At 72.0% G+C, this 18,137-nt stretch carries 16 protein-coding genes; 9 read left to right on the top strand and 7 right to left on the bottom strand.

Going from position 1 to position 18,137, the window contains the following annotated elements; translation table 11 throughout:
* Positions 1-2 precede the first annotated feature (2 nt).
* The 6 genes from ACFVU9_RS09275 (at position 3) to ACFVU9_RS09250 (ending at position 6,066) form a co-directional block, all read left to right on the top strand.
* Positions 3-860 (top strand): carbohydrate ABC transporter permease, encoded by an 858-nt coding sequence (locus ACFVU9_RS09275; RefSeq protein ID WP_387591527.1) that lies wholly within the window; start codon positions 3-5, stop codon positions 858-860.
* 32 nt (positions 861-892) lie between these two features.
* Positions 893-2,356, top strand: a complete 1,464-nt coding sequence (locus ACFVU9_RS09270; RefSeq protein ID WP_387591525.1) for a glycoside hydrolase family 1 protein — start codon at positions 893-895, stop codon at positions 2,354-2,356.
* Between the two features lie 123 nt (positions 2,357-2,479).
* A complete protein-coding gene (locus ACFVU9_RS09265; RefSeq protein ID WP_380438354.1) occupies positions 2,480-3,484 on the top strand; it encodes a LacI family DNA-binding transcriptional regulator in 1,005 nt (334 codons plus the stop codon).
* Between the two features lie 103 nt (positions 3,485-3,587).
* Positions 3,588-4,610, top strand: a complete 1,023-nt coding sequence (locus ACFVU9_RS09260) for an expansin EXLX1 family cellulose-binding protein (protein ID WP_387591521.1) — start codon at positions 3,588-3,590, stop codon at positions 4,608-4,610.
* 131 nt (positions 4,611-4,741) lie between these two features.
* Complete coding sequence (locus ACFVU9_RS09255) at positions 4,742-5,272, top strand: SigE family RNA polymerase sigma factor (protein ID WP_387591518.1); 531 nt, start codon at positions 4,742-4,744, stop codon at positions 5,270-5,272.
* Positions 5,269-6,066 (top strand): hypothetical protein, encoded by a 798-nt coding sequence (locus tag ACFVU9_RS09250; RefSeq protein WP_387591515.1) that lies wholly within the window; start codon positions 5,269-5,271, stop codon positions 6,064-6,066. Before ACFVU9_RS09255 ends, ACFVU9_RS09250 begins: the two co-directional genes overlap by 4 nt.
* Positions 6,067-6,317: 251 nt before the next feature.
* Here the strand turns inward: ACFVU9_RS09250 and aspA are convergent, their stop codons facing one another.
* From aspA to ACFVU9_RS09225, 5 genes are all read right to left on the bottom strand, one after another.
* Positions 6,318-7,727 (bottom strand): aspartate ammonia-lyase, encoded by a 1,410-nt coding sequence (gene aspA / locus ACFVU9_RS09245; RefSeq protein ID WP_387591512.1) that lies wholly within the window; start codon positions 7,725-7,727, stop codon positions 6,318-6,320.
* A 40-nt stretch (positions 7,728-7,767) separates the two neighbouring features.
* Positions 7,768-8,784, bottom strand: a complete 1,017-nt coding sequence (locus tag ACFVU9_RS09240) for an asparaginase (RefSeq protein WP_380490281.1) — start codon at positions 8,782-8,784, stop codon at positions 7,768-7,770.
* Between the two features lie 106 nt (positions 8,785-8,890).
* Positions 8,891-10,330, bottom strand: coding sequence for an amino acid permease (locus tag ACFVU9_RS09235; protein ID WP_387591509.1), 1,440 nt, complete (start codon positions 10,328-10,330; stop codon positions 8,891-8,893).
* The gene (locus ACFVU9_RS09230; RefSeq protein WP_380438452.1) at positions 10,327-11,004 is read right to left on the bottom strand and encodes a FadR/GntR family transcriptional regulator; all 678 of its coding nucleotides are present in this window, start codon (positions 11,002-11,004) and stop codon (positions 10,327-10,329) included. The genes ACFVU9_RS09235 and ACFVU9_RS09230 overlap by 4 nt, the downstream gene beginning before the upstream one ends.
* A gap of 86 nt (positions 11,005-11,090) precedes the next feature.
* Positions 11,091-11,909, bottom strand: coding sequence for a gamma-glutamyl-gamma-aminobutyrate hydrolase family protein (locus ACFVU9_RS09225; RefSeq protein ID WP_387591506.1), 819 nt, complete (start codon positions 11,907-11,909; stop codon positions 11,091-11,093).
* 295 nt (positions 11,910-12,204) lie between these two features.
* Here ACFVU9_RS09225 and ACFVU9_RS09220 point away from each other — a divergent pair, with 295 nt between their 5' ends.
* Positions 12,205-13,113 carry a LysR substrate-binding domain-containing protein gene (locus ACFVU9_RS09220; RefSeq protein WP_387591503.1) on the top strand — a complete coding sequence of 303 codons (909 nt, stop codon included), beginning with the start codon at positions 12,205-12,207 and terminating at the stop codon, positions 13,111-13,113.
* A gap of 48 nt (positions 13,114-13,161) precedes the next feature.
* On the opposite strand, the gene ACFVU9_RS09215 is transcribed toward ACFVU9_RS09220, so the two are convergent.
* The gene (locus ACFVU9_RS09215) at positions 13,162-14,244 is read right to left on the bottom strand and encodes a lactonase family protein (RefSeq protein WP_387591500.1); all 1,083 of its coding nucleotides are present in this window, start codon (positions 14,242-14,244) and stop codon (positions 13,162-13,164) included.
* 412 nt (positions 14,245-14,656) lie between these two features.
* Between ACFVU9_RS09215 and ACFVU9_RS09210 the strand changes: the two genes are divergently transcribed.
* Positions 14,657-15,628 carry a zinc-binding dehydrogenase gene (locus tag ACFVU9_RS09210; protein WP_387591497.1) on the top strand — a complete coding sequence of 324 codons (972 nt, stop codon included), beginning with the start codon at positions 14,657-14,659 and terminating at the stop codon, positions 15,626-15,628.
* A gap of 400 nt (positions 15,629-16,028) precedes the next feature.
* Positions 16,029-17,039, top strand: coding sequence for a quinone oxidoreductase family protein (locus ACFVU9_RS09205; RefSeq protein ID WP_387591494.1), 1,011 nt, complete (start codon positions 16,029-16,031; stop codon positions 17,037-17,039).
* Positions 17,040-17,230: 191 nt separating this feature from the next.
* On the opposite strand, the gene ACFVU9_RS09200 is transcribed toward ACFVU9_RS09205, so the two are convergent.
* Positions 17,231-18,061 (bottom strand): vWA domain-containing protein, encoded by an 831-nt coding sequence (locus ACFVU9_RS09200; protein WP_380438332.1) that lies wholly within the window; start codon positions 18,059-18,061, stop codon positions 17,231-17,233.
* Positions 18,062-18,137: the final 76 nt, after the last annotated feature.

The raw sequence follows: 18,137 nt of genomic DNA, 5'->3' as shown, positions 1-18,137 counted from the left end.
CGATGGCCGTCAACCAGCGGCGGCGTGCGGGAGCACGCGGCCTGACCGGAGCCGGACCGCTCACGTACGCGGTGCTGATCGTCGTCGCCGTCCTCTCCCTCTTCCCGCTGTACTGGACCCTGGTCGGCGCCTCGACCTCCGGCGCCCGGATCGCGCAGACCCCGCCGCCGCTGCTGCCAGGCGGGAGCCTGTGGCACAACCTCGACATCGCGTGGAACCAGGTCCACATGGGCCGGGCGCTGCTCAACTCGGTCGTGGTCGCGGGCTGCGTGACCGCGAGCACGGTGCTGTTCGCGACGCTGGCCGGCTTCGCCTTCGCCAGGCTGCCGTTCCGGGGCCGCAACGCCCTGCTGAGCCTGGTGGTGGCGACGATGACCGTGCCCGCCCAGCTGAGCGTCATCCCGCTGTACCAGATCATGGCGCGGCTGCACTGGACCGACCGCCTGCAGTCGGTGATCCTGCCGAATCTGGTGGCCGCGTTCGGCGTGTTCTTCATGCGGCAGTTCCTGTCGGAGGCCTTGCCGGTCGAACTGGTCGAGGCGGCCCGGGTGGACGGCGCGAGCAGCCTGCGGATCCTGTGGAGCGTGGTGCTGCCCATCGCCCGGCCCGGGATGGCCGTGCTCGGCATGCTGGTCTTCGTCCAGTCCTGGAACGACTTCTTCTGGCCGCTGATCGCGCTGAGCCAGAGCAATCCCACCGTCCAGGTCGCGCTGGCCGGCCTCGGCGGCGGATCGTACGACTCCGACCAGGCCGTCATCCTCACCGGCTCGCTGCTCGGGACCGCACCGCTCCTGCTGGTGTTCGCCGTCCTGGGCAGGCAGGTCGTCGGCGGCATCACCGCGGGCGCGGTCAAGAACTGACGCCCACTCCCACCGAAACGGAGAACACAGTCATGACTGCCGCACGGCCCGAGTCAGCTCCGGCCGATACCTCCGTCCGCGCCTTCCCCGCCGGCTTCCTCTGGGGAGCGGCAACGGCCGCGTACCAGATCGAGGGGGCCGTCGACGTGGACGGGCGGACACCCTCGATCTGGGACACCTTCAGCCGGACCCCGGGGCGGACGGCCGGCGGTGACACCGGCGACCGCGCCACCGAGCACTACCACCGCTACCGGCAGGACGTCCGGCTGATGAGCGAACTGGGCCTGGGCGCCTACCGGTTCTCGGTGTCCTGGCCCCGGGTGCAGCCGACCGGACGCGGGCCGGCCGTCGAACGGGGCCTGGACTTCTACCGGCGCCTGGTGGACGAGCTGCTGGAACACGGCATCGAGCCGGCCGTCACGCTCTACCACTGGGACCTGCCACAGGAGTTGGAGGACGCCGGGGGCTGGCCCGCCCGCGCCACCGCGGAGCGCTTCGCGGACTACGCCGCGCTGGTGGCGGACGCGCTCGGAGACCGGGTGAACCTCTGGACCACCCTCAACGAACCCTGGTGCTCGGCCTTCCTCGGCTACGGCTCAGGGGTGCACGCCCCGGGCCGCGCCGACTGGTCGGCCGCCCTGCGCGCGGCCCACCACCTCAACCTCGGCCACGGCCTCGCGGTCGAGGCGCTGCGCACGGCACTGCCCCGGGAGGCGCGGATCGCCGTGTCGCTCAACCTGCACGAGGTGCGGCCACTCACGGAGTCCGCCGCGGACCGCGAGGCCGCCCGGCGGGTCGACGCGGTGGGCAACCGCGTCTTCACCGGACCGATGCTGAAGGGCGGCTACCCCGAGGACCTGCTCGCCGACACGGGACACCTGGTCGACTGGCCGGCGCTGGTCCACGACGGCGACCTGGCCACGATCGCCCGGCCGATCGACCTGCTGGGCGTCAACTACTACACCCCCGCGGTGGCTTCGGCCCTGCCCGACGGGAAGGCCCCGGACTCCGCAGCCGCGAGCGACGCCGGCCACGGCGACGGCGCCCAGTCCCCCTTCGCCGGCTGTGCCGACGTGCTCTTCCACCACGCGCCCGGCCGGCGCACCGCCATGGGCTGGCCGATCGACCCGACCGGCCTGTCCGACCTGCTGCTGCGCCTCCACCGCGAACACCCCGGGCTGCCGTTGATGGTGACCGAGAACGGTGCGGCCTTCGACGACCGGCCGACACCGGAGGGCGCGGTGCACGACCCGCAGCGCATCGACTACCTGCGCGGCCACCTCGACGCCGTCCGGCGGGCGATCGCCGCCGGCGCGGACGTGCGGGGCTACTTCCTCTGGTCGCTGATGGACAACTTCGAGTGGGCGTACGGCTACGGCAAACGGTTCGGCCTGTACTACGTGGACTACGCCACGCAGGCCCGGACCGCCAAGGACAGTGCCCGGTGGTACGCGGAGGTGATCCGCCGGGGCGCGCTGCCCGACCCCTGCGCGTGACGGTGTCGGATCCCTTGACGCTGGTCGTTCAACCGACCAAGCTGGCAGGGGCGGTGGCCCGGAGTGGGCGGCAGGTCCGGGGGTGCAGTTCCCGTGTCGAGGACCGATCCAGGACGGCCCCCCATGCCCGAGCCCATTCACGATGACGATCCCGCTCCGACGCTGGCCGAGGTCGCCCGTCGCGCCGGCGTCTCCACCGCCACCGCCTCCCGGGTGCTGAACCGTTCCGCCCGGGTCTCCTCGGAGGTGGCGGCCCGGGTGGAACGCGCAGCGCGCGAGTTGGCGTACGTCCGCCGGCGGGCGGCCAGGACCCGGGAGACCGGTGTCGTCGCCATCGTGGTGTTCGCGGATCCGTTGCAGTACCACGCGGACGCCTTCCCCGTACGTCTGCTGGCCGGGCTGCGGCGCTCCCTCCCGGGCGCCGAGCGGGAGCTGGCCGTTTTCACGGTGCCCAGGCGCTCCCGGCGGCCGCCGCTGGTGCGCTACCTGTGCGGCGGCCATGTCGACGGCGTGCTGCTGGTCGGGCCCTGGGGGGACACCGCGCTCACCCGGCTGCTGCACGCGGCCAGGGTGCCCGTGGTGTCGCTGGGCAGGCCGCCGGAGCCGGGCGCGGTGGCGTTCGTCGACGCGGACAACCTCGTCGGCGCGAGGGACGCGGTGCGGCGACTGTGCGCGTCCGGTCGCCGCTCGGTGGCCACCATCGCCGGGCCACCGGACACCGCCGCCGGAGCGGACCGGCTGACCGGCTACCACCAGGCGATGGCCGCGATGGCCGCGATGCGGCCCGCCGTGGCGTACGGCGACTTCAGCAGCGCCTCCGGCGAGCACGCGATGCAGCGGCTGCTGGACCAGCGCCCCGAATTGAACGCGGTGTTCGCCGCCTCCGACCAGATGGCCGCGGGGGCCCTCAGGACCTTGCGGCGGCACGGCCTGCGGGTGCCCGAGGACGTGGCGCTGATCGGCTTCGACGACGCCCCCCTCGCGGCGCGGTGCCGGCCGGGGCTGACCACGGTCCGCCAGCCGGTGGAGGAACTCGGTTCCCGTGCCATGGAGTTGCTGCTGCGGCACCCGGAACGCGGCGAGTCGGTCGTACTCCCCACCCGGCTGGTCGTCCGGGCGTCGGGCTGAGCGTGCCCCGCGCCGAAAAATAATTGCTCCCGCACGGCAACCTTTCCGTCCCCGGTGCCCACTGGTGGGTGCGACGCCGAGTCGATCTACCGAATGGACGGGAATGAAAGCAACGAAGCACGCCGCCCCGCTGTCGATCCGCAGCCGTCGGCTGGCCCTGGGCATACCGTTGGCAGTGATCGCGGTCGGTGCACTGGTGTGCCTGACCCTCGCACTCCTGCCGGACGGCGGGGGCGTCGTCGTCGACGCCGGGATACCCGCCGGCGCGTCCGTCGCGGCCACCGAGCCGAGCACCCCGGCCGACACCCCGCCGGGCGCCGCCGTCCCGGCCACCACCACGCCCTCGACGGCGGTGCCGACGGTCACCAGCCCCGCACCCTCGCCCTCGGCCACCGGCACCCCTTCGCCGTCGGCCACTGCCTCGCCGCGGCCGTCCGTCACCACGACCTCCCCCTCGCCGTCGGCCGCCGGCAGTCCCCGCACCGCAACGGCGGCCGCCGCATCCCTGGCCGGACGGGTCAAGCCCGGGGCGAGCTACCAGGGCGTCGCGACGTCCTACGACGCCGCCGACGGCAACGGCGCCTGCTCGTTCGGCCCGTCCGGCGACCTCATGATCGCGGCGATAAACCACACCGACTACGAGACGTCCGGCGCGTGCGGGGCGTACGTGCTCGTGCGCGCGGCCAACGGGACGAGCATCACGGTGCGGATCGTCAATGACTGCCCCCTGCCCTGCGCACCCGGGCAGCTCGACCTGAGCCACGAGGCCTTCGCCAAGCTCGCGGACCTGTCGGTGGGCCGCCTCCCGATCACCTGGACGCTGCTGAGCCCCGGCACGGCACCCGCCACGATGTCGATCCGGTACAAGACCGGATCAAGCCAGTGGTGGTGCGGGATCCAGGTGATCGGCCACCGGAACCCGGTGGCGGCCCTGGAGGTCAGGACCGGCGGCGGCTGGCGGCAGCTGTCCCGCACCGACTACAACTACTTCCTCTCCCCGGACGGCAGCGGGTGCGGCGGCGCTCTCAGGATCACCGACATCTACGGGGAGCAGCTCACCGTCGACGGGATCGCTGTGAGGCCGGACGTCGCCCAGCCGACCCAAGTCCAGTTCGCCCGGCATTGACCGCACTGCTCGCCCGTCAGCCGTCGGGGACGCCCCTCCGGGGCGACCACCGCCGCGTCCGGGAAACGGGCACTGCTACGCTCATGCCGATTGTTAACGCTCACATTGCAGGGAGAGGGCGACCGGGGGACATGCTCCTCGATGACGCGTCCGCGGAGTTCCACGACTTCTTCGAACGCCACTACGCCGAACTCGCCCGTCTCGCCCACCTCCTGACCGGTGAGACGGACGCCGCCGACGACCTCGCCGCGGACGCCTTGATCGCCCTGTGGCAACGCTGGGACCGGCTCCGCGCCGCCGACCACCCGCTCGCGTACGCCCGCGGGGTGGTCGCCAACATGGCGCGCGCACGGATCCGCAGCGCGGTCCGCGAGCGGCGCCGGGTCCTGCTGTTCTGGACCCGCAGCCCGGAGAAGGCCGACGGACCGGACGTGGCAGCCGTGCTGGACGTCCGCGCGGCGCTCGCCCGGCTGCCGTTCCGCAAGCGGGCCTGCGTGGTGCTGCGCCACGCCTTCGACCTCTCGGAGAAGGACACCGCGGCGGCGCTCGGCATATCGGTCGGTACGGTGAAGAGTCAGAGCTCGAAGGGAATGGCCGAGCTGCAACAGCTGCTCGGCGCGCGAGCGGTCGGCGAACTGGCGACAGGAAGGAGGAACCGGTGAACGAGCACATCGCCCGGCAGCTGCGCGAGGCCGCCGAGGCCCACCAGCCCGACCGCGCGCGGATGCTGGCCCGGGTGCAGCGCGGCGCGGCCGGCCCCGCCGCCCGTCACCGCGCGCGGTCGGGCCTGCGGTCATGGCCCAAGGCCGCGCTCGCCGGCCTCGCCACCGCCGGCATCCTGGCCACCGGCGGTTTCGCCGTGGCGAGCATCGTCCGGACCCAACCCCCGTCGGACACCACGACGACCGCGCCCTCGGCCCCCTCGCCGGCGGTCACGCCGTCGCCGACGCCGTCGGCCCCACCTGCCGCCACGGCTCCGGCTCAAGCACCGGCACCGGCACCGGCACCGGCCACCAGCGCCCCGGCCAGTCCGCGCCCGACCCCGTCCGCGAGCAGCCGCGCCCAGAACGGGCCGCTGTGGTCGGAGGGATCGATCGACGCGCACAGCACCGTCTACTGGGGCCAGGACAACCTGACCCTCAGGACCGCCCAACCGCTCACCTCGCTCACCGTCGAGCTGCGCATCGCGCAGACCGGCGACGTGCGCGACACCGGCAACTGGCGGACCCTGCCGAGCGACGACTTCACCGTCACCGCCCAGGAGTCCGGCGGCGCACTGGTCTACCGCTGGGTCCTCAAACCCGGCCGTACCGTGCCCGCCGGCCAGCACGAGTTCGCGGGCCAGTACAACCACGCCACCGGCGTCCGCAGTTCCGCGAACGACAGCTACCGGGTGGACGCCCAGTCGGCGGGCGGTTCCGCGTCCGTCGGGGGAGGCTTCGCCCCGGCACGGTGAGGGCCGGCCCTCGGCGGACACGGAACCGCCCTCGGAGGACACGACCCGCCCTCGCAGCGATCCGCCGACGCGCGTGCGGGTCCACGCTCCTCCCGGGCCCCGGGCCGAAGGAGCATCCGGAGGCCGCGCTCCGACCCTCACCGTGCGCAGGCACGACCACGGCGCCCGCTCGAACGATGGGCGCACGATGCGCCGCCGCACCGGAACCCCGGTGCGGCGGCGCGTCGTTCGGCCACCTGCCGCGTCCGCCGTCAGGCCACGGGCAGGCCGCTGCCCGCGATCACCTCGGGCCGCAGCAGCGCGCTGAGCCTCTCGGCCGGGAGCAGTCCCTTCTCCAGGACGAGCTCGGCCACGCCCCGGCCGCTGGCGAGGGCCTCCTTGGCGATGTCGGTCGCCGCCGTGTACCCGATGTGCGGGTTGAGAGCGGTCACCAGGCCGATGGAGTTCTCGACGGTCGCGCGCAGCACCTCGGTGTTGGCGGTGATGCCGACGACGCAGCGCTCGGCGAGGGTGAGGCAGGCCGCCCGCAGGTGGGTGATCGACTCGGACAGCGAGTGCAGGATGATCGGTTCGAAGGCGTTGAGCTGGAGCTGCCCGCCCTCGGCGGCCATCGTGATGGCGACGTCGTTGCCGATCACCTCGAAGGCGACCTGGTTGACGACCTCGGGGATGACCGGGTTCACCTTGCCGGGCATGATGCTCGAACCGGCCTGCACCGGCGGCAGGTTGATCTCGCCGAGGCCCGCGCGCGGCCCCGAGGACAGCAGTCGCAGGTCGTTGCAGGTCTTCGACAGCTTGACGGCGATGCGCTTGAGCACGCCGGACATCTGGACGAACGCGCCGCAGTCCTGCGTGGCCTCGACCAGGTTGGCCGCGGTGACGAGGGGCAGCCCGGTGAGGTCGGCGAGGTGGCGGCGGGCGGACTCGGCGTATCCGGCGGGCGCGTTGAGGCCCGTGCCGATCGCGGTGGCGCCGAGGTTGATCTCGTGGATCAGCTCGACGGCCTCCGCGAGCCGGCTGCGGTCCTCGTCGAGCATGACCGCGAACGTCGAGAACTCCTGCCCGAGCGTCATCGGCACGGCGTCCTGCAGCTGCGTGCGGCCCATCTTCAGGACGTCGCGGAACTCGACGGCCTTGCGGGCGAAGGCGTCCTGGAGGACGGCCATCGCGTCGAGCAGGCCGCGCACGGCGAACACGGTCGCGATCCGGACGGCGGTCGGGTAGACGTCGTTGGTGGACTGGCCGAGGTTGACGTGCTCGTTGGGGTGCAGGTGGCGGTACTCGCCCTTGGCGTGCCCCAGCAGCTCCAGCGCCCGGTTGGCCACGACCTCGTTGGCGTTCATGTTGGTCGAGGTGCCGGCGCCGCCCTGGATGACGTCGACGACGAACTGGTCATGCAGCTCGCCAGCCCGGATCTCGCGGCAGGCGGCGACGATCGCCCCGGCCTTCGCGGGCTCCAGGAGGCCAAGTTCCTCGTTGGCGAGGGCGGCGGCCTCCTTGACGGCGGCGAGGGCGTCGATCAGGTGCGGGTAAGCGGAGATGGGCGTGCCCGTGATGGGGAAGTTCTCGGTGGCGCGCAGCGTGTGGACGCCCCAGTAGGCGTCGGCGGGGACGTCGCGGTCTCCGAGCAGGTCGTGTTCACTGCGGGTGGCGGCGGTCATGGGTGTGCGGGTCCTCTTCTTCAGGGAATGGCGGGTCGGGTCACGCGGGGGCGAGCAGGGCCGACGGGTCCAGCGCGGCCACCGGCCGGACACCGCCGACGGGCCGGCCCCCGCCGGTCGCCGGCTCCCCGGCGAACCCGGTGAGCAACCGCGGGTCGACTCCCGCCAGGGCCAGCGCGGCCGCTGCCACCGGGACGCGTGCCCGGTTCGCGCCGTCGGCGATCTTCACGGCGACGGCCCGACCGTCCGGCAGCGCGGCGACCTGGACGCCCTCGAAGCCGTCCTTGGCCAGCAGTCCGGGCACCGCGCGCATCAGCGCGGCCACGTCCCGTCCGGCGCCGGAGGCCATCTCCGGGTGCGCGCGCAGCGCGCCCGCCACCCGGGACTCGGGCGTGCCGCGCGTGCCGGTGGCGATGCGGGCGGCGGCGCGCGCGAGGCCGTGCAGGGAGACCGCGAACAGCGGGGTGCCGCAGCCGTCCACGGTGACGTGCGCGATGCGTTGACCGGTGAGCTCTTCGACGGTCGCGGCGATCACCCGTTGGAGCGGGTGGGTGGGATCGTCGTAGTCCTCCGGCGGCCAGCCGTTGAGCTTGCAGAGGTAGAGCATCGCGGCGTGCTTGCCCGAGCAGTTCTGGGCGAGCCGGGAGGGCGGGCGGCCCTCCCGGAGCCAGGTGTCGCGCACGGCCGGGTCGTACGGCAGGTCCGGCACGTTGCGCAGGTCGTCCTCGGAGAGGCCGGCGAGGTCCAGGATCCGCCGGGCTCCGGCGAGGTGGCGCTCCTCGCCGGAGTGGCTGCCCATGGCGAGGGCGAGCAGTTCGCCGTCGAGCGGCAGCCCCGCCCGGACCATGGCGACGGCCTGGACCGGCTTGAGGGCCGAGCGCGGGTAGCAGGCGGCCTCGATGTCGCCGAGCCGGAACCGGACCCCGCCGTCGCCGCCGAGGACGACGACGGAGCCGTGGTGGGTGCCCTCGACCACTGCGCCCCGGGTGACGTGGGCGACGGGCACGTGGCGGGGCTCGCGGATCGCGGGCGCGTCCGCGAGGGGACTGCTGAACATGACGTCCTCGTTCGGTGGTGGAGGTGCTGCTGAGCGGTGTGCCGACGGGTGGCGGCCCGCGACGATGGCATGACGGGCCGTCAGATTCCTTGCCTGGATGCCTGGTTCAGCTGTCGGAGTCGGCGGCAGCGCGCGCGATCCGTCCGCGGATCGCGTACCAGCCGGCGACCAGCGCTCCGGCGATCAGCGGCAGGCACAGCACGGTGGTGCGCCCGGCGCCGCCGTCGGCGTACATGAGGACCAGGACGGAGACGAGGAAGGCCAGCGTCACGAGCTCGGTCCACGGCGAGCCGGGCAGGCGGTAGCCGGGCCGGGTCAGTTCGCCCTGGCGGGTCTTGCGCCAGAAGAGGTAGTGGCAGACCATGATCATGCCCCAGGTGGCGAGGATGCCGATCGCCGCGAAGTTCAGCACGATCTCGAACGCGTCGGCGGGGACCACGAAGTTGAGGCCGACGCCGAGGACGCACATGCCGCTGGTCAGCAGGATGCCGCCGTACGGCACCTGGGTGCGGCTCATGCGGGCGGTGAACCTGGGGGCCGAGCCGCTCACGGCCATGGAGCGCAGGATGCGACCGGTGGAGTAGAGGCCGGAGTTGAGCGAGGACATGGCCGCGGTGAGGACCACCAGGTTCATCACGCCGCCGGCCGCCGGGACGCCGATGTGGGAGAGCACGGTCACGAACGGGCTCTGGCCCGAGCTGTACCTGTTCCAGGGCAGCAGCATCGACAGGAGGAGCACCGAACCGACGTAGAACAGGCCGACGCGCCACATGATCGAGTTGATCGCCTTCGGCATGATCTTCTCGGGGTTCTCGGTCTCCCCGGCCGTCACGCCGACGAGTTCCACCGAGGCGTAGGCGAAGACGACGCCCTGGATGATCAGCAGCATCGGCATCAGGCCGTTGGGGAAGATCCCGCCGTTGCCGGTGATCAGGGACGGCCCGGGGACGGCGCCGTCGACCGGGTGCCGGGTGACCAGCAGGTAGATCGCGATGCCCATGAACACCAGCAGCGCGCCGACCTTGACGATGGCGAACCAGAACTCCAGTTCGCCGAAGATCCGCACCGAGATGAGGTTCACGGTCAGCACCACGGCCAGGGCTATGAGCGCGATCACCCACTGCGGGACGCTGGAGAAGAGGTGCCAGTAGTGGGTGTACGTGGCGACGGCGGTGATGTCGGCGATGCCGGTGGTCGCCCAGTTGAGGAAGTACATCCAGCCCGCGGTGTACGCGCCCTTCTCCCCCAGGAACTCCCGGGCGTACGACACGAAGGCCCCGGAGGACGGGCGGTACAGGACGAGCTCGCCGAGCGCGCGCACGACGAGGAAGGCGAAGACGCCGCAGACGGCGTACGCGACGAACAGGGAGGGCCCGGCGTCGGCGAGCCGTCCGCCCGCGCCGAGGAACAGGCCGGTGCCGATGGCACCGCCGATGGCGATCATGTTGACGTGCCGGGGCTTCAGGGACTTGCTGTAGCCGGTGTCACCGGCGTCGACGTGACGGGTCGTGGGGCGCTTCTCGTCCTTGAGGAACTGCTCGCTCACGCCTCGGATCTGCCTTCCGTGGGAGTGTCCGCGCGCCCGGGGCGCACGATGTCGGTGAGGGTCGCCTCGACGCGGTGGAGGTGGTGGGACATCGCCGCGACCGCGTCGGGCTCGGAACCGTCGACCAGTGCCTCGACGATCGCCCGGTGTTCGCAGTTCGACTGCTCGCGCCGGCCGCCGAGTTCGTTGAGGAAGGTGGACTGACGCGCCAGTGCGTCACGGATCTCCTCGATCACCCGGCGGAAGACCGGGTTGCGGGAGGCCTCGGCCACCGCCAGGTGGAAGACCGTGTCCAGCGCGACCCACGCGGTGGTGTCTGTCTCCCGCTCCATCCGGTCGAGCAGGTGCGCCAGGTGGTCCAGGTCCTCCGGGGTGCGGCGCAGCGCCGCGTAGCCGGCGACCGGGATCTCGACGTGCCGGCGCACCTCCAGGAGGTCGCTGGCCGCGTAGTCGCCGAACGTGGGGTCCTCGACCGTGTTCGCCACGACGAAGGTGCCCTTGCCGGTCTTGGAGACGGTCAGGCCCATGGTCTGGAGGGCGCGGAGGGCCTCCCGCAGCACGGGCCGGCTGACCTCCAGGGTGCGGCACAGCTCCGCTTCGGAGGGGAGCTTGTCCCCGACGGCGTACTCGCCGCGCTCGATGGCGCCGCGCAGGTGGCCGAACACCGCTTCCATCGCGCTCACGCGGCGGGGGGCCGATCCTGCTGTCTGGCTGTCTGACAGGTTCACGGGCCGATCCTGAGGGTTGTGGCCGAGCGGTGTCAAGGGGTCGGCGCCGGACCGACGGCAAGCGCCGTCGCCCGCGCGGCGCGTGCCCCCCGATTGCCCGCTCCCCGATCGCCCGCCGGCCGATCTTCTGCCCGGCTCGGACGAGCGTCCGCGCTGGACCGCGCCGCGGCCACCAGGGCGTACACCACCGCCGAATCGAAGGCCATCTCCGGGTGCCACTGCACGCCGACGGCGAAGCGGTGCCGGGTGCTCTCCACCGCCTCCACCGTTCCGTCCGCGGCGTGGGCCGCCACCGCCAGACCGGCCCCGAGCCGCTCCACCGCCTGGTGGTGGTGCGTGGCGACCTGGATCGTTCCCGGCAGGAGCGCCCCGACGCGGGTGCGCGGGACGGTGGTGACGGCGTGCGAGCCGAAGTGGCCCGGGTGCACGTTGTGGCCGTCGTGCCCCACCTTGTCGGGCAGGTGCTGGACCAATGTCCCGCCCGCGTGCACGTTCATCAACTGCATCCCCCGGCAGACCCCGAGCACCGGGATGTCCCGCGCGAGACCGGCGGCCAGGACGGCCAGTTCCCACCGGTCGCGTTCACGGACCGGCGCACCCGAGCGCGGGTGCGGTTCCGCTCCGTAGAGGGCGGGATCGAGGTCCTCACCGCCGGCGAGGACGAGCGCGTCCAGTCGCGCGACGACGTCGGCCGCGGCCTCGGGAGCATCCGGCGGCAGCAGGACCGCGCGGCCGCCCGCGGCCTGCACGGCGCTGGCGTACGCCGCGGGCAGGAGCACGGCGGGCAACTCCCACTCTCCCCACTGGGCGTCGGTGAGGTAGGTGGTGAGTCCGACAAGTGGCTTGGGCATACCACTTCCTTTCAGGGCCTGGGAATCGATCGTCGACGGCCGCCTCCTCCGCCGCCCGCCTGCCCGACGCGGGTACGGGCGGACGGCGGAGAACGGGATGCACGGCGCTGCGGGCGCACGGACGCGCCCGACGACGGGAGAAGGGTTCGCTGCGGACCCGGACGCGGACACGTGTGCATACGGCGCCTGCGCGTCCGGCACTTGCGCATCCGGGCCGCGAGCAAGAATCCTGCTGCCATTCACCCTTAAGCACAAGAAAAGACGTCTTCGCGACAGATAAGTGAGCCTTAACCCCGTGCAGAGCCTCGACCCCCGCCTGCTCGCCACCCTCGAAGCCGTCGTCCGCCACGGCTCCTTCAACGCCGCCGCACGCGAGCTCGGCTACAGCGCGCCCGCCGTCTCCCAACAGGTCGCCGAACTCGAACGCCGCACGGGCCTCAGAGTGCTGGAACGCCGACCCGTGCGCGCCACCCCGGCCGGCGAGGTCCTCCTCGACGCCGAACAGCGCGTCCGGAGCGCGCTGGCAGCGGCGTCCGTGGAACTCGACGCCATGCGCGCGGGCACGGCCGGACGGATCCGGCTCGGCGCGTTCGCCTCCGCCGCCACCGGCATCGTCCCGCAAGCGCTCGCACAGCTCCACACGACGTACCCCGATGTGCAGGTCAGCCTCTCCCAACTGGAGCCCGACGCGAGCTACAACCGGCTCAAGCGCGGGGACATGGACCTGGCCCTCAGCTACGACTACGACTTCATCCCCCTGCCGGCGCCACGGACACTGCGCCGGACGCTGATCGCGCGGGACCCGGTCGTGGCGGTGGTCCCGGCCGACCACCACCTCGCCGACCGGGACGTCATCGACCTGGCGACCCTCGCCTCCGAGACGTGGATAGCCGCTCCGGAGGCGGCGCTGCGCCTGGAACTGCTCGCCCAGATGGCCAAGACACCGGGCTTCCAGGCCCGCCTGGAGTACGAGGGCGACGACTTCAACACCGTGCTCGGCTTCGTGGCCGCGGGCCTGTGCGTCGCCGTCATGCCGCAGCTGGCCCTCCCCCGCGGCAGCACCCGGGTCGTGGCGCGCCCCCTCGCCGACCCGGAGCTGACCCGCTTCATCTACGCCGTCCGCATCGACACCCGGCACACCCCGCGCGCCCTGTTGGCCCTGGAGCAGATGCTCGCCGCGCAGGCGCTGGCCGCCCTGTCCTGAGGAGCACCCCGCGTCCCACCCGCACCAGGCACCTCCCGCGTCCTCCGCTCAGCCGCCGATCGGCAGGACGGACGTGGGCTCGGTGATCACCAGGGACTCCCCCGCCGGGCTCAGGCGGCCGCTGGACGGGTCGCGATGGAAGGCCGTGACCGTACCGGAGCGCTGATTGGCGCAGAAGAGGAGAAGGCCGTCAGGGGTGAGTGCGATGTCACGCGGCCAAGTGCCGCCACAGGGAACGGCGGTGAGCAGTTCCACGGACGCGCCGTCGTCGTGGACGGCGTGGATCGCGATCGCGTCGTCGCCTCGGTTGGTCGTGTAGAGGAAGCGGCCGTCCCCGGACAGCCGGACCGCGGCGGCGGAGTTGGCGTTCGGCGCGCCCGGATCCTGTCGGGTCTCGACCTCGGCAACCGGTTCGAGGCGGCCGGAGAGCCCGTCCCAGGTGCAGACGGTGAGGGTCGAGGAGAGTTCGTTCAGAACGTAGGCGTACCGGCCCGACGGATGGAACACGAGGTGCCGGGGGCCTCTGCCCGCCGGCATTTGCACCGTCCGGTGGGCGCTGAGCAGGCCGCTGTCCGGATCGAAGGCGTAGACGTAGACCCGGTCGGTACCGAGATCGGTGCAAAGCAGGAACCGCCCGTCCGGCGAGGGAGCCGCCATGTGGGCGTGCGGGGCCGTGAGCAAATCCCCGGACGCCTCCCGGCCCGGATGCCGGAGGATCTGCACCGGCCCGGCAGCAGCGACCATGCCGTCGGCGCCGATGGGAACGACCGAGAGGGCGCCATCGCCGTAGTGGGCCGCGAAGACGTGCGAACCACTGGGGTGGACCGCGACGTGGCAGGGGCCCGCGCCACCACTGGCGGCGACGAAAGGCGGCCCCTGGAACCCGGTGTCGGGATCTACCCGGAGGGACACGACCCCTCCAACCGCCCGTTCCAGGACGGCGTGGACGACCCCGTGCATCGGATCGACAGCCGCATAGGAGGGGTGGTCCAGCGGCAATATCCGGACGAGGCTCATGGCGCCGGTGCCGTCGTAACGGACGGCACACAAACCCGCTCCAGGAGCGTCGACAGCGGCGGCGCTGCCGACGACCAGCAGTCCGCCGGACAAAGCGGTCTGAGGGTGATTCACGAATGCCTACTCTCTGCTCGCCTTGCGGCACGCGATTCGCGGCGTGGCCGCGCGGGATCGCGCCGAGGTACTGAAGTGGCCGCCAACGGACGGACGGACTCTCGACCCTCTTCGTGCGTGCCACGGGGGCCGGGGATTTCGAAGTCTATCCGGAGGCCGAACACACGGCCGCAGGCGCCGAACGGGTGGCACGACGCAGCAACAACACTTCCCAGTCGGCTATTTGAGAGCCATGAAGGGAGGTGGACACCCGCGTGGGTCGCGGATTTCGTCCCGCACTCCGGCGCTTGACCTAAAGTCGGCTTGAGCTTCTACCTTGGGGCCATGAACTTCACCGGGGCCGAACCTCGGTCGTGGTCGAGGAAATCCGCGTTGTCGGAGTCGTAGTCATCCGGACAGGAGAGTGATCAGCATGCGAGCGGTGCAGGCGGTGCGTTTCGGGGGCCCGGAGGTTCTGGTTCCGGGCGAGGCACCGGAGCCGGTCGTCGGACCGGGCCAGGTGATGGTCGAGGTGTCCGTCGTGGGCATCACGTTCGTCGAGACGCAGATCCGCCGCGGCGTCGACCGGTGGCACGCCAGACCCGACCTGCCGTACGTACCGGGCGGCATGGTGGCCGGCCGGGTGAGCGCGACCGGGGAAGGAACGGATCCGAGCTGGATCGGCCGCCTCGTTCTGGCCGACGCCGGGGCGACGGGTGCCTTCGCCGAGCGGGTGGCGGCCGATGCGGAGAGCCTGATCCCGGTACCCGAAGGGCTGGGCCCGCGCGAGGCCGCAGCCTTGCACACGGACGGCAGCACCGCGACGGGCCTCGTCGAGGGGGCGCGGATCGCTGCCGGGGAGTGGGTGCTGGTCGAGGCGGCGGCCGGCGGCGTCGGCAGCCTGCTGGTCCAGTTGGCTCGGGCAGCCGGGGCCAGGGTCATCGGGATCGCCCGCGGGGCACGGAAGCTCGACCTGATCCGCAGCCTGGGGGCCGAGGCCGCGGTCGACTACTCCGCACCGGACTGGACCGAGCAGGTCCTCCGGGCGACCGGCGGCGCGGGAGCCGACGTCGTGTTCGACGGCGTGGGCGGGGAGATCGGCCGGGCCGCGTTCGAGGTGACGGCCCGCCACGGCCGGTTCTCCGTGCACGGCGCCTCCAGCGGTCAGGTGACGGTGATCGAGCCCGCGGAAGCGCAGAGGCGCGGAGTCGAGGTGATCGGAATCGAGCAGCTCTACGGGTTCCGGCCGCGGATGCACCGGTGGGCCGAACAGGTGATGGCAGAAGCGGTCGCGGGCCGGGTCCGGCCGGTCATCGGACAGACCTTCCCGCTGGAGCACGCCGCGGACGCGCACGCCGCGATCGAAAGCCGAACCGCCCTGGGCAAGACCCTGCTCCTGATCTGACCACCCCCGCGGCGGAGCCGGCCGCCGCCACCGCCGTCAGGCGGACCGACCCATCCATGCCGCGCCCCGCTTCAGATGCGGATCACGATCTCTCCGCGCGTGCGTCCACGCTCGGCGCGCAGGCCCCGAAGTCCTAGCGTTCATCAAACGTCTTCAGACGGCGGTCTGAGCGCTGGCAGTTGATGAACGGGAATACCTCCTTCGACAGGCCCACCGAGCCTCCTGAGCCGGCACGCTGAACGATGCTCGGCCGCAGCCTCGGGCTCCAGGGCAGATGCCGCGGCACGGCCGGCTTCATGTCGCTGACCTGAACGTGACGGCTACGACACCTCACCGCGAGTGGAAATAGGATCGCCACGAGTGGAGTTGGTGAGGGAAGTTTCCCGTTTCAGGAGGGGTCATGCGAGCGATTCAGATGTCCGAAGTGGGCGGTCCCGAGGTGCTGCGACTGGTCGATATTGATCAACCGACGCCGGGCCCGGGCCAAGCGGTCGTGGAGGTCGCCGCATCCGGGGTCAACTTCCTCGACGTCTACCACCGCGAAGGCCGGTACAGCGTCCCGCTGCCCTTCACCCCGGGCGCCGAGGGCGCCGGCACGGTCGTCGAAGTCGGACCCGGCGTCACTGACGTCGCGGTCGGGGACCGGGTCGGTTGGGTGGAGATTCCCGGCACGTATGCCGAGCGGGCCGTCGTGGACTCCTCCCGGCTGGTGCCGCTGCCCGACGACATCGGCTTCGAGACAGCCGCCGCCGTGCTCCTCCAAGGCATGACCGCGCACTATCTCGTCAAGGACGCCTACCCGGTTCAGGGGGGCGACACGGTGCTCGTGCATGCGGCTGCCGGCGGCATGGGGCTGCTTTTGACCCAGCTCATCACCCAACTCGGCGGCAGGGTGATCGGCACGACGTCGACCACGGCGAAGGCCGAGCTGGCGAAGCGTGCCGGGGCCGCCGAGGTGATCCTTTCCTCCGCAGTCGACGATCTCGCAGCCGAGGTGAGGCGGCTCAACGGCGGTCAGGGACTGCCGGTCGTCTTCGACGGCGTCGGCGCGCACACCTTCGATGCGAGCCTCGCCAGCCTGCGAACCCGCGGCCATCTCGTGCTCTTCGGCGCGGCAAGTGGTGCCGTGCCGCCGTTCGATCCGATTCGGCTCGCCCACGGCGGTTCGCTGACCCTGATCCGGCCCAGCCTCGGGCACTACATCGCCGATCGGTCCGAACTGCTCCGACGGGCCGCCGATGTGTTCGAGTGGGTGCGCTCCAAGGCGCTTGAGGTCACCGTAACGGGCCGCTACGCATTGTCCGAGGCCGCCCAGGCCCACCGCGATCTGGAGGCTCGGCGTACCACCGGCAAGCTGCTCGTCGTACCCGATGCGGCCGCTGTCGGACGCCGCGAGGAGACGCAGAGCTGATCGCGGGTGACGAGGTCGGGGATCTTGGAGACTGAGAGGTCGAGGGCATGGCCGACCGTCATCGCCAAGATCCCCGACAGCAATTACCGGCGAGTTACTTGCTCCGCGGTGTCTGCGCCAGGACTTCGGGACCGTGCAGGTGGGCGTGGGCGATCCGCAAACCCGGGCTCACGCCGCCGGCCGGTGCGGCGTCACCTTCCCAGCCACTTGGTCAGACCTGCCCAGAGGCCCTGGCGCTCCCGGCTTTCGGGCAGGGTCCCCGGGCGCTCGGCGCGTGGAGCAGCCGTTGCCTGCGGCTCCGGACCCTCCGGCGCAATGCCCTGGGCCCGGGCGGCCGCGAGCCAGCTGGGGAACTCGGCGAGCATCAGGTCGTACAGCTTCGCGTCGGAGATCCCCTGTGGATCACGCCCCAGATGGAAGAAACCGGCGTTGTCGATGGGCCGCTTCTCCGGGACCGCCAACTCGTCAAGCTTCCGCAGGAAGTCGAACTGCCTGCTGTCCGGGTCGCCGAAGCCGATGAACTGCCAGAAGATCGGCAGCTTCGCCGCCTCGCACAGGCGTGCTTCCGCCGCGCCCTTGTTGATCGGCCCGCCGTCCGTCTGGAACAGGACGAGGGCCGGGGCCGTGGCACCGCTCTCGCGGTAGTGCCGGACCACCGCGTCCATCGCCACGTGGTAACTGGTCTTGCCCATGTGGCCAAGGCCGGCCACGATCCGGTCGATCCGGCCCTCGTGGTCCTCCAAGGTGATCTCGGTCTGGGCGTCGACCTCGGTGGAGAAGAAGAGGACCGGCACGCTCCCGTCGTCGTCCAGATTGGCCGACAGTCCCAGGACCCGGTCGGCGAGCGCCTGGACACTGCCGTCCTTGTAAAAGGGCCTCATCGAACCGGAGTAGTCGATCACCAGGTACACCGCGACGCGCTGACCGCTGAGCCCGCGCCGCTCCACCGAGGCGTCGGCCGTCTTGTAGAGGCTCACCAGCGCAGGTGCACTCCGCTCGACCTTGTCGAGACTGACGGCCATGTGTCACTCCCCCAAAAACACGCAGGTCAAGCGCCCCTGAAGCCCAGCCGGCACCACCACCGGAACCGGCACCCAC

It is taken from the genome of Kitasatospora sp. NPDC057936 (assembly GCF_042887525.1).
GTDB lineage: Bacteria > Actinomycetota > Actinomycetes > Streptomycetales > Streptomycetaceae > Kitasatospora.
The sequence above is the reverse complement of the archived record's forward strand: the minus strand, read 5'-3'. Positions and strand labels throughout refer to the sequence as shown.

Excerpts from the sequence above, each read along its gene's own strand:
- ACFVU9_RS09275 (WP_387591527.1), top strand. The coding sequence starts at position 3 with ATGGCCGTCAACCAGCGGCGGCGTGCGGGAGCACGCGGCCTGACCGGA.
- ACFVU9_RS09270 (WP_387591525.1), top strand. The coding sequence starts at position 893 with ATGACTGCCGCACGGCCCGAGTCAGCTCCGGCCGATACCTCCGTCCGC.
- ACFVU9_RS09265 (WP_380438354.1), top strand. The coding sequence starts at position 2,480 with ATGCCCGAGCCCATTCACGATGACGATCCCGCTCCGACGCTGGCCGAG.
- ACFVU9_RS09260 (WP_387591521.1), top strand. The coding sequence starts at position 3,588 with ATGAAAGCAACGAAGCACGCCGCCCCGCTGTCGATCCGCAGCCGTCGG.
- ACFVU9_RS09255 (WP_387591518.1), top strand. The coding sequence starts at position 4,742 with ATGCTCCTCGATGACGCGTCCGCGGAGTTCCACGACTTCTTCGAACGC.
- aspA (WP_387591512.1), bottom strand. The coding sequence starts at position 7,727 with ATGACCGCCGCCACCCGCAGTGAACACGACCTGCTCGGAGACCGCGAC.
- ACFVU9_RS09240 (WP_380490281.1), bottom strand. The coding sequence starts at position 8,784 with ATGTTCAGCAGTCCCCTCGCGGACGCGCCCGCGATCCGCGAGCCCCGC.
- ACFVU9_RS09230 (WP_380438452.1), bottom strand. The coding sequence starts at position 11,004 with ATGGAAGCGGTGTTCGGCCACCTGCGCGGCGCCATCGAGCGCGGCGAG.
- ACFVU9_RS09225 (WP_387591506.1), bottom strand. The coding sequence starts at position 11,909 with ATGCCCAAGCCACTTGTCGGACTCACCACCTACCTCACCGACGCCCAG.
- ACFVU9_RS09210 (WP_387591497.1), top strand. The coding sequence starts at position 14,657 with ATGCGAGCGGTGCAGGCGGTGCGTTTCGGGGGCCCGGAGGTTCTGGTT.
- ACFVU9_RS09205 (WP_387591494.1), top strand. The coding sequence starts at position 16,029 with ATGCGAGCGATTCAGATGTCCGAAGTGGGCGGTCCCGAGGTGCTGCGA.
- ACFVU9_RS09200 (WP_380438332.1), bottom strand. The coding sequence starts at position 18,061 with ATGGCCGTCAGTCTCGACAAGGTCGAGCGGAGTGCACCTGCGCTGGTG.